This is a genomic window from Pseudoclavibacter sp. RFBG4 (genome assembly GCF_002931515.1).
Classification (GTDB): Bacteria; Actinomycetota; Actinomycetes; order Actinomycetales; family Microbacteriaceae; genus Pseudoclavibacter.
Window position 1 is genome coordinate 127,763 of sequence record NZ_PSYC01000026.1, and the last position, 10,914, is coordinate 138,676.

Sequence of the window (10,914 nt, forward strand, 5' to 3'; positions counted from 1 at the left end):
GCGCATCGCCGCTGGTATCGCCTACTCGACCGTCAGGAACCCCGAGCCGACGGACACCGAGAGCGTGTTCTTGGCGGAGTCCGACTGCCGGACATTGACGTTGGCCATCCCCGACTCGTTCAAGCCCGTCTCGAGCTTGTAGGTGCCGTCCGGCAGCGAGACGCTCCCGAAGCCCGACTCGATCGAGATGTCGGTGCTCTTCGGGGCCGCTCCCCCGAAGATGGCGTTGAGGGCCCCCGAGTTTGCGGCGAGCACCACATCCCCCGACACCTCGGCGTCGATGTTGGAAGCGCCAGACCCCGTCGTGAGGCTCAGGTTGGCCGCCGACCCCTCGAAGTTGCTCGCGCCAGAGTTCGTCTCGATGACCAGGTCTCCGAAGTCGCCGTCGATGGTCGCGGCCCCCGAGGTGACGTTGACCTGCGCGTCCAGCTCCCCGTCCTCCAGGCTCTCCGGGAGGGTCAGCGAGAGCTCCTCCTCACCGAACCCGCCGCCGTTCCTGCTGCCGCCCACCCGCTCGACGACGAGCTCGCCACCCTCGGTCACGAGCTGCCACGCGCCGGCCTTCGTGAACCCCTTCGACTGCACACGCAGCTCGGCCTGCGAGACGTCGCCGAACTCGATCTCCATGCCGACCGAGTCGATGTCGACGCGCAGCGCGGTGACGCCGGCGATCGACTGGCTGATCGTGGTCTCGTCGCGCAGGACGTCGCGGAGGTTGGCGAAGAATCCGCTGGTCACGGTTCCGGCGACGACCATGCCGCCGATGATCGCGACCGTGATGGTGATCCAACCGAATCGCTTCGGGCTGATGCCGTCGGCGTCCCCGTCTGGGCGGGTGTCGGGCTCGAGAGGTGGCGTGGTCATCGGAGTTCTCCGTTCGTGGCGCGGGCGTTGAGGCCCTGTCCATCGAGGTGTGTCTGTGGCTGCGGACGGGGCGCATGCCCCTGCCCGTCGAGGTGGGCGAGCACGGCGAGCACCCTGCGGTTGCCGCCGTCGCCCTGGTCGAGCTCGAGCTTCTGGAAGACCGCCGAGATGTGCTTCTCGACGCTCCCCGCGCTGACGTGGAGCGCCTCGGCGATCGCGTGGTTGGAGCGACCTTCGGCCATGAGCCCGAGCACCTCGGACTCGCGGGGCGTGAGGCGCTCGAAACGCGCATCCCTGGTCTTCCGGGCGAGCAGCTGGGCGACGACCTCTGGGTCGAGCACCGTGCCGCCGGCCGCGACGCTGTCGACGCCGGCGAGGAACTGCTCGACGTCGGCGACCCGGTCCTTGAGGAGGTAGCCGAGCCCGCCCCTCGAACTCGAGATGAGCTCGGACGCGTACCGCTCCTCCACGTACTGCGAGAGGACCAGCACGGCGAGGCCCGAGTCGGTGGCCCGGAGCCGGAGCGCCGCCCGGATGCCCTCGTCGGTGAACCCCGGTGGCAGGCGGACGTCGAGGATGACGAGCTCCGGGTCGGTCTCGGCGACGAGCCGGTCGAGCCTGCCGTCGTCAGCGAGGATGCCCACCATGGTGTGGCCGGCGTCCTCCAGCAGGCGGGCGATTCCCTCCCGCAGGAGCGCGGAGTCTTCGCAGATCAGGATGCGCATGGCACGCTCACCTCGATCGTCGTCGGGCCTTCCGGCGGGCTCGAGATCATGATCGCGCCGCCTGCCGCTTCGATGCGGTCGGTGACCCCGTCGAGTCCGCCGCCAGGGACGAGACGTGCCCCTCCAAGTCCGTCGTCCTGGATGCGGGCCCAGAGCATCGAGCCGCGCATGCGGACCTGCACCGAGATCTCCGACGCACCGGAGTGCTTTGCCGCGTTGCCGAGCGACTCGGCGACCGCGAAGTAGACGGCGGCCTCCGCATCCTTCGAGCAGCGTCCGGGGAGCTGCGCATCGAGCACGACAGGAATGTGCGAGCGGGCAGCGAGCCCCGAGAGCGCGGCGTCGAGGCCACGGTCGGTGAGCACGGCGGGCTGGAACCCACGGGCCAGCTGCCGCAGCTCGGTGACGGCGTCCTTCGTCGAGGCGTGCGCCTCGTCGATGAGCTCGGCAGCCCTGGCGGGATCCGAGTCGAGCTTCTGCTTGGCCATGCCGAGCGTCATGCCGATCGAGACGAGCCTCGGCTGCACGCTGTCGTGCAGGTCACGCTCGATGCGGTCACGCTCCGTGGCGGCGCCGCGAACCGCGACGGTGCGGCGACGCCCCGCGTCGCGCACCTCCTCCTCGAGCTGCTGCTCCCGGTCGCGGGAGAGGAGGCTGATGGACGCCGCGCGCTGCACGTAGGCGAACGCGACGATGAGGGCGACGGCGACCAGCAGCATGCCGATGCCGATCAGCAGGCCGATGAACGGGGTGACCGCGAAGTCCATGCCCCAGACCGTCAGGGTCTCCCGGTTCTGCAGCGGCGAGAAGAGCGCGAAGACACCGGAGACGCCGAGCTGCAGGGCGCCGAGGGAGAGCGTTCCGAGCACCGCGACGATAACGAGGTGCAGCATCGCCTTCCAGTTCGCCCCGTCGGTGAACTGCACGAGCGGCGTGAGCACGAACCGCCAGCCGTCGCGGCGACGCGAGCGGCGCATCCCGGCGTCGTCGAGCGGCCGGCTGTAGAGCGCCGCCACCCGGCGCCGCTCGAAGGCGGAGACGGCGCGGAACGAGAACGCGAGGCCGGCGAGGACGACGACGCCGACGCCCAGCACGAAGAGCAGTCCGACGCCGAGTCCCAGGAGGCCGAACATGAGCGAGAGGAGGAGCGGCGCTATGACGCCGCCGGCGGCGAGGTGCAGCGAGGTCAGACTCAGCTGCTTGACGTTGTTCTTCATGTCCACAACGCTATGGTCGCGCGCTTCGCCGCGACACGGAGCATCCCTCACTCCTCAGCGGGGGTTTTCCCCCAGATGGTCTTCCCCCGCATCGGGAGGAATCCGGGCGCAGCTGCGAGCATGGATGCATGACTCTGGACGTCGTGATCCTCGCCGACACCCACCTCCCGAAGCGCGCGAAGGCCCTCCCGGATGTGCTCTGGCGGGCGATCGAACGCGCGGACGTGGTCTTCCATGCCGGTGACTGGGTCGACAGCGACACGCTCGATGCGCTGCAGGCTCGGGCGCGCAGGACGATCGGCGTGTGGGGCAACAACGACGGCCCCGAGCTGCGGGCGCGCCTCCCGGAGGTCGCCCGCGTCGAACTCGACGGCGTCCGCTTCGCGATGACCCACGAGACCGGGCAGAAGGCGGGGCGGGAGCGCCGCATGGACACGCTCTTCCCCGACACCGACGTGCTCGTCTTCGGGCACAGCCACATCCCGTGGGACACGACCACCCCCAATGGGCTGCGCCTCCTCAACCCCGGCTCCCCCACCGACCGTCGCCGACAGCCGCGGGTCACCTACCTGAGCGCGCGGGTGAGTGCCGGGCAGCTCACACGGGTGGAGCTGCGGGACGCGCGCACTGGTGATCTGGTTCCAGACGCCGACGGCGCTGACTGAGCACCGGGTCCCGGCTCCCGGCTACGCGTCGGCGGTCGCCGTGTCGGCGTCGATGTCGTGGCGCTCGAGGAACTCGAACACCTCGCGCTGGTCGACCCCGGGGAAGTCGCCCGTCGGGAGGGGCGAGAACACGTGCGCGTGCACTCGGGCGCTCGGCCAGGCCTTCGCCGACCAGCGCTCGCTGAGGTCCGCCCCGGGCGTGCGGCAGCACGCACCGTCCGGGCAGGTCGACGACGCGCGTTGCTTCGTGTCGCGCCCGCGGAACCAGCGGGCCTCGTCGAACGGCACGCCGATCGTGATGGAGAACTCGCCGGCGTCGGCGTGCCCGGTCTGCGTGGAGCACCAGAACGTGCCGGCAGGGGTGTCGGTGTACTGGTAGGTCTCCGTGGTCCGGTTCGTCCGGGCGAGGGCGCTCACGGCCGAGAACTTCCGGCACACGAACTGGCCCTCGACGGAGCCGGTGACGTCCTGCGGGAGCGGGAGGGAATCGTTCTCGTAGGCCTTCGAGATGGAGCCCTTGTCGTCGACGCGCAGGAAGTGCAGCTTGATGTCGAGGTGCGAGGTGAGCAGGTTCGTCATGCGCAGGGCGGCGGCTTCGTGGGTCACGCCGAACGCGTCCCGGAAGTCCTCGACGGCCATGTCGCGGCGTTCCTTCGCGTCGCGAAGGAACGCGACAGAGCGCGCCTCGGGCATGAGGCAGGCCGCCGCGAAGTAGTTGATCTCGAGGCGCTGGCGCAGGAAGTCGGCGTAGTCCTCGGGGCGGCGGTGGCCGAGCACCCGGTGCGCCATCGCCTGCAGCGCCATCGCGCGCAGCCCGTGCCCGCCGGGGATGGAGGCCGGCGGCAGGTAGATGCGGCCGTTCTCGAGGTCGGTGATGGAGCGCGTCGATCTGGGCAGGTCGTTGACGTAGATGAGCTGGAACCCGAGGTGGTCGGCCATCTTGCCGACCGAGTGGTGCATGAGGGCGCCGCGCGTGTGGTCCACCCGGCTGAGCAGCTCGTCGGCGAGCTTGTCGAGGTCGGGCATGTAGTTGTCGTGGGCGCGCATCGCGAGCCGCAGCTCGGTGTTGGCGCGCCGCGCCTCCTCGGGCGTCGCGCTCGCCTCGGTCCGGCGGCGCACGATCTCGCTGTGCATGCCGGTGAGGGCGCGCAGCACCTCGTCGGAAAGCGACTTCGTCGAGGGGATGCGCGGGAGCCCGAGCTCCTGGTAGACGGTCGAGGTCTGCGCGCGCTCGAGCTCGATCTCGAGGCGGGAGCGGTCATCCGGCGGCGTGTTGGCGAGCATCTCGCCGAGGTCGACGTCGAACACCTCGGCGAGCTGCTGCAGCACGGAGAGCTTCGGCTCGCGCTTGCCGTTCTCGATGAGCGAGAGCTGGCTGGCGAGCAGCCCGGTCTTCTCGCCGAGCGCTTCGAGTGTGAGCGAGCGCTCCTTGCGGTAGTAGCGGATGCGCCGCCCGAGCAGGAGGGAATCCACTGCGCCGCCTTTCCCTGTGGTTGCTGTCGATTTTTGCGCAGCGGGGAAAGGACCGAGTCCGCTCATGGGTGCCTCCGGGCATCTGAATTGCTGATGTGTGAAATTTTGCCATTTTTCTCGGCCAATCTCCATCCCGTGGCGTCCGGCGCAGGTCAACACTGGGTGTACGACGCCATGCACGTATGCGAGACGGAGACAGCTCGCATGCAGAACCGTGAAAGCAGCATCGAAATGACTGAACAGGCACATGACCACCTCGACGTCCCGCAGCGGGCAGCGAACCCGGAAGTCAACGACTGGGTCCGCGAGATCGCCGCGCTGACGAAGCCGAGCCGCATCGTCTGGTGCGACGGCTCCCAGTCCGAGATCGACGCCCTCACCGCCGAGATGGTCGAGGCAGGCACGCTCATCAAGCTCAACGAAGAGCTCCGCCCCGGGTCCTACCTCGCCCGCTCCGACGCCGGCGACGTCGCCCGCGTCGAGAGCCGCACCTACATCTGCTCGGAGAACGAGGAAGACGCGGGTCCCACGAACAACTGGCGTGCGCCCGCCGAGATGAAGGCAGAGCTGAGCGGCCTCTTCGACGGCTCAATGCGCGGCCGCCCCATGTACGTCGTTCCCTTCGCAATGGGCCCGCTCGGCGGTGCGATCACGCAGTACGGCGTCGAGATCACGGACTCCCCGTACGTCGTGCTGTCGATGGCTCTCATGACCCGCTCCGGCGACGGCGCCCTCGAGCACCTCACGCCCGGACGCGACTGGGTGAAGGCGCTGCACACCGTCGGCTTCCCGCTCGAGTTCGAGGACGGCTCGAGCCGCCCCGACGTCGCCTGGCCGCACAACGAGTCGAAGTACATCACCCACTTCCCCGAGACGCGGGAGATCATCTCCTACGGCTCCGGGTACGGCGGCAACGCGCTCCTCGGCAAGAAGTGCTTCGCGTTGCGCATCGCCTCGGCCATGGGGCACGACGAGGGGTGGATGGCCGAGCACATGCTCCTCATCCAGGTCACGAGCCCTGAGGGCAAGACCTACACGCTCACGGGGGCATTCCCCTCCGCGACCGGCAAGACGAACTTCGCGATGATGAAGCCCAAGCTCGATGGCTGGAAGGTCGAGACGCTCGGCGACGACATCGTGTGGATGCGCAAGGCGGCCGACGGGCGACTCAACGCCATCAACCCGGAGTTCGGGTTCTTCGGCGTCGCACCCGGCACGGGCTACGACACCAACCCCGTCGCGATGGAGACCATCACGACGAACACGATCTTCACGAACGTCGCGCTGACCGACGACGGCGACGTCTGGTGGGAGGGCATGACCGACGAGGCGCCAGCGCACCTCATCGACTGGCAGGGCAACGACTGGACTCCCGAGTCCGGAACGAAGGCCGCGCATCCGAACGCCCGCTTCACGGTGCGCGCCTCGCAGTGCCCGACCCTCTCCCCCGCCTGGGAGGCTCCGGACGGCGTGCCCGTCGACGCGATCCTCTTCGGCGGCCGCCGTGCGAGCAACGTCCCGCTGGTCTTCGAGTCGAAGGACTGGCAGCACGGCTGCTTCCTCGGCGCGACGCTCGCCAGCGAGCAGACCGCAGCCGCGGAGGGCCCAGTCGGCATCCTGCGCCGCGACCCCTTCGCCATGCAGCCCTTCGCCGGCTACCACATGGCCGACTACTGGGGACACTGGCTGAACATCGGCGCCGACCTCGGCGACAAGGCACCCCGCATCTTCCAGGTCAACTGGTTCCGCAAGGACCAGGACGGCAAGTTCCTCTGGCCCGGCTTCGGCGAGAACGTGCGCGCCGTGAAGTGGATCGTCGATCGGCTCGAGAACCGTGCCGACTCGCTGGAGAGCCCCATCGGCCAGCTGCCCGTGACGAGCGACATCGACATCTCTGGCCTCGAGGGCTTCGAGCCCGCCGCGCTCGAGGAGATCTTCACGGTCGACCCCGAGTCCTGGCTCGTGGAGGTCGGCGTGACCCGCGAGTACTTCGACAGCATCGGCGAGAAGGTCCCCGCGGCGCTCTACACGGAGCTCGACGCCGTGCACGGCGCGCTGGACGCGGCTGCCGCATCCACCCAGACCAAGGCCCCCATCGGGGCCTGACAGACGGCGGCGAGCGGGACTCCGACCACTCGCCGCAAGCTGTGCCCCTCCGCGCGCGCGTGGCGCGGAGGGGCGCACAACTCCTGGCAGCTCGAACCCCTGTGTTCGCAGCTGAGCCCCTCAAGGATGCGCCCCTGAGGGGCTTTTCCTTGCCCTCGCACGCGACCCGCCCGGCAACCCGCGACACCCCTGGAGCCGCTACCCTAGATGGGTTCACAACAGGCACCCCAGACTCGGTGCCGCCAACATCGACACGGAGTGTGCATGTCCAGCTCGCCCTCAGTTCCTTCTTCTTCCTCAACTCAGGGCATTCCTGACAAGCCCGTCCTCGAGGGCCTCGAAGTCAAGTGGGGTGAGCGCTGGGAGGACTCCGGCACCTACCGCTTCAACCGCGAAGGCGCGACTCGAGGCGACATCTACTCGATCGACACGCCTCCCCCCACGGCGTCTGGCTCGCTCCACGTCGGCCACGTCTTCTCGTACACGCACACCGACGTCGTCGCGCGCTTCCAGCGCATGAGCGGCAAGCGCGTCTTCTACCCGATGGGCTGGGACGACAACGGCCTCCCCACCGAGCGACGCGTGCAGAACTACTACGGCGTGCGCTGCGACCCATCGCTCCCCTACGAGGCCGACTTCACGCCGCCGCACGAGGGTGGCGACGGCAAGAGCATCAAGGCCGCCGACCAGCAGCCCATCTCGCGCCGCAACTTCATCGAACTGTGCGAGCAGCTCACCATCGAGGACGAGAAGGCCTTCGAGGAGCTCTGGCGCCAGCTCGGCCTCTCGGTCGACTGGACGCAGAGCTACCGCACGATCGACGACTCCTCGCGCCGCAAGAGCCAGCTCGGGTTCCTCCGCAACCTCGAGCGCGGCGAGGCGTACCAGGACCAGGCTCCGACGCTGTGGGACATCACCTTCCGCACGGCCGTCGCGCAGGCCGAGCTCGAAGACCGCGAGCAGCCGGGCGCCTACCACCGCATCGGCTTCGCGCGCGAGGGCGGCGAGGGCGGCGAGGGCGGCGAGCCGATCTTCATCGAGACGACGCGCCCCGAGCTCCTCCCCGCGTGCGTGGCTCTCGTCGCGCATCCCGACGACGAGCGCTACCAGCCACTCTTCGGCACGACCGTCACGACGCCCCTGTTCGGCGTCGAGGTGCCCGTGCTCGCGCATCCGCTCGCCCAGAAGGACAAGGGCAGCGGAATCGCCATGATCTGCACGTTCGGCGACGTCACCGACGTCGTGTGGTGGCGTGAGCTGAAGCTCCCCAACCGCACCGTGCTCGGCAAGGACGGCCGCCTCATCGCGGACGCCCCAGAGGCCATCACGAGCGAGGCAGGCAGGGCCGCGTACGCCGAGCTCGCCGGCAAGACCGTGTTCAGCGCCAAGAAGGCGGTCGTCGAGCTCCTCCAGGCGTCCGGCGACCTGGTCGGCGACCCCAAGCCCATCCAGCACCCCGTGAAGTTCTTCGAGAAGGGCGACCGCCCGCTCGAGATCGTCTCCACCCGCCAGTGGTACGTGAAGAACGGCGCAACCGACGTCGACCTCAAGGCCCGCCTCATCGAGCTCGGCCGCGAGATCTCCTTCTGGCCCGACTTCATGCGCGTGCGCTACGAGAACTGGGTCGAGGGCCTCTCCGGCGACTGGCTCATCTCGCGCCAGCGCTTCTTCGGCGTGCCCATCCCCGTCTGGTACCCCATCGACGCCGACGGCGAGGTGCAGTACGAGTCGCCCATCACCCCGGATGCGTCGCAGCTGCCCGTCGACCCGTCCTCCGACGTCCCGAACGGCTACACCGAGGCGCAGCGGGGCGAGGCTGGCGGCTTCCTCGGCGAGGTCGACGTCATGGACACCTGGATGACCTCCTCCCTCACCCCGCAGCTCGCTGGTGGATGGGAGTCCGACGAGGAGCTCTTCGGTCTCGTCTTCCCCTACGACCTGCGCCCGCAGGGCCAGGACATCATCCGCACGTGGCTCTTCTCGACCGTCCTGCGCGCGCAGCTCGAGCACGGCGTCGCCCCCTGGTCGAACGCCACGATCTCCGGCTTCATCGTCGACCCCGACCGCAAGAAGATGTCGAAGTCGAAGGGCAACGTGGTCACGCCCGCCGACATGCTCCAGGCGCACGGCTCCGACGCCGTCCGCTACTGGGCAGCCTCCAGCCGCCTCGGCACCGACGCGGCGTTCGACCCGAAGAACCCGACGCAGATCAAGATCGGCCGCCGCCTCGCGATCAAGGTGCTCAACGCGTCGAAGCTCGTGCTGGGCTACGGCGACCACGTCGGCGAGGTCACGGAGCCACTCGACCGCTCGATGCTCGCCGAGCTGAACCGAGTCGTCGGCGAGGCGACGAAGGCGTTCTCCGACTACAACCACGCTCGCGCGCTCGAAGTCACCGAGACGTTCTTCTGGACGTTCTGCGACGACTACCTCGAGCTCGTGAAGGAGCGCGCGTACGGCGCCGGCGAGGACGCCGCGGCTCAGGCCTCGGCCGTCACCGCCATGCGCTCGGCGATCGACGTGCTCCAGCGCCTCTTCGCCCCGTTCATCCCGTTCGCGACCGCCGAGTCATGGTCGTGGTGGCACGACTCCGAGCTGCACACGGCGGCCTGGCCGACGTCGGCGGACCTCGCGGCGGCCGGCGACCAGGACGGCGCGCTCCTCGCACTGACGAGCACGGCCCTCACGAGCATCCGCGGCGCGAAGACCGCGGCGAAGGCTTCCCAGAAGACGCCAGTGGCGAGTGCGGTCATCGCGGCGCCCGAGGAGTCGGTGGCGCTGCTTCGCCTCGCATCCGCGGATCTCCGCCACGTCGGTCGCATCGAGCAGCTCGACTTCGAGGTCGCCGAGGCGCTCGAGGTCCGGGATATCGAGCTGCTCGTCGTCCCGCAGACCGAGGCATCGTCGTAGGCTGGGGGTTCCCCCCAAGTCTGAGTGCAGCAGCGACGTCAGTGACAGAAGAGGAGTCAGGGCCGGCATGACAGTTCCTGAAAAGGCCAAGCCCCGCAAGCGAACACGGGACCGCGCCGCGGCGCGTCCCAGCATCGAGGTCAGGGCCATGGGCCCGACCGACTACTTCGTCTGGCAGCCGCTGTTCGCGCAGCACGTGGATGCGCTGGGCGAGAGCTCGAACGACGGGCGCGCGCTCGGCGTATGGCGCCACGTCGCCAGCAAGACGGGCAACCTCGAGGGCATGATCGCGTTCGTCGAGGGCGAGCCCCGCGGCTACGTGCTGTTCCGTGAGCGCCTCGACATCCGCGGTGCGCGCACGGTGCTGAACATCGAGGCGAAGTACTCGGGCGCCGACTCGAACCGGGCTGCCGTCAACGAGGAGCTCCTCGGCGCGGTGTTCGCCGCGGCCGCGAAGCGTGGCTTCGACGCCATCTCGTGGCTGGTCGACGCCGAGGACGAGGTCGGCCTGCAGCAGTCCGCGCGCATGGGCAGCCGCAGCGACGAGGTCCGCTTCGAGATCTCCGTCGACTCCCGCCAGCAGAACGAGGGCTAGACGTGCTCATCGGCGAACGGTGGCGGGCGGGCAGCCGCCCGCCACGCTCGCTCGAGAAGTACCCGGAGTTCGTCGAGGCCTGCTCCGCTCAGGAGCGCGTCCTTTCCCCGACGGTCGACGATGTCTCGAAGCTGTGGTGGACGCTCACCTGGCTCGAGGGGCGGCCCGTCGCCGAGCTCGAACAGGGGCCGCGGGTCGCGCTCCGCACTGACGGCTCGGTGCACGTGAGCGGCGCCGAGGAACCGGTCGGAGCTGGTGTCGGCGTCGCCGACTCCCCCGAGCACGACGTGTTCGACGAAGACGAAGATGACGACGACCTCTTCCCGGAGCCAGCGCCCCGCGCCTGAACGACGACGCCC

9 protein-coding genes are annotated in these 10,914 nt (G+C 69.3%); 5 read left to right on the plus strand and 4 right to left on the minus strand.

The features are described 5' to 3' along the window. Positions 1-21: 21 nt before the first annotated feature. From C5E10_RS10100 to C5E10_RS10110, 3 genes are read right to left on the minus strand one after another with little or no spacing between them, the layout of a single operon-like run. A complete protein-coding gene (locus C5E10_RS10100) occupies positions 22-864 on the minus strand; it encodes a hypothetical protein (RefSeq protein ID WP_104331519.1) in 843 nt (280 codons plus the stop codon). Continuing rightward, entirely contained in the window at positions 861-1,589 is a 729-nt protein-coding gene (locus C5E10_RS10105; RefSeq protein WP_104331520.1) for a response regulator transcription factor, read from the minus strand. Before C5E10_RS10105 ends, C5E10_RS10100 begins: the two co-directional genes overlap by 4 nt. Further along, complete coding sequence (locus C5E10_RS10110) at positions 1,577-2,806, minus strand: sensor histidine kinase (protein WP_104331521.1); 1,230 nt, start codon at positions 2,804-2,806, stop codon at positions 1,577-1,579. Before C5E10_RS10110 ends, C5E10_RS10105 begins: the two co-directional genes overlap by 13 nt. A gap of 128 nt (positions 2,807-2,934) precedes the next feature. Between C5E10_RS10110 and C5E10_RS10115 the strand changes: the two genes are divergently transcribed. Next, the gene (locus C5E10_RS10115) at positions 2,935-3,471 is read left to right on the plus strand and encodes a metallophosphoesterase (RefSeq protein ID WP_104331522.1); all 537 of its coding nucleotides are present in this window, start codon (positions 2,935-2,937) and stop codon (positions 3,469-3,471) included. A gap of 21 nt (positions 3,472-3,492) precedes the next feature. Here C5E10_RS10115 and C5E10_RS10120 read toward each other — a convergent pair whose 3' ends face one another. Next, complete coding sequence (locus tag C5E10_RS10120; RefSeq protein ID WP_258071075.1) at positions 3,493-4,944, minus strand: helix-turn-helix transcriptional regulator; 1,452 nt, start codon at positions 4,942-4,944, stop codon at positions 3,493-3,495. A gap of 231 nt (positions 4,945-5,175) precedes the next feature. Here C5E10_RS10120 and C5E10_RS10125 point away from each other — a divergent pair, with 231 nt between their 5' ends. The 4 genes from C5E10_RS10125 (at position 5,176) to C5E10_RS10140 (ending at position 10,902) form a co-directional block, all read left to right on the plus strand. Further along, a complete protein-coding gene (locus tag C5E10_RS10125) occupies positions 5,176-7,050 on the plus strand; it encodes a phosphoenolpyruvate carboxykinase (GTP) (RefSeq protein ID WP_104240910.1) in 1,875 nt (624 codons plus the stop codon). 264 nt (positions 7,051-7,314) lie between these two features. Beyond that, positions 7,315-9,960, plus strand: coding sequence for a valine--tRNA ligase (valS, locus tag C5E10_RS10130; RefSeq protein ID WP_104331524.1), 2,646 nt, complete (start codon positions 7,315-7,317; stop codon positions 9,958-9,960). 67 nt (positions 9,961-10,027) lie between these two features. Continuing rightward, entirely contained in the window at positions 10,028-10,555 is a 528-nt protein-coding gene (locus C5E10_RS10135; protein WP_146080224.1) for a hypothetical protein, read from the plus strand. 2 nt (positions 10,556-10,557) lie between these two features. Further along, complete coding sequence (locus C5E10_RS10140) at positions 10,558-10,902, plus strand: hypothetical protein (RefSeq protein ID WP_104331525.1); 345 nt, start codon at positions 10,558-10,560, stop codon at positions 10,900-10,902. Positions 10,903-10,914 lie beyond the last annotated feature (12 nt).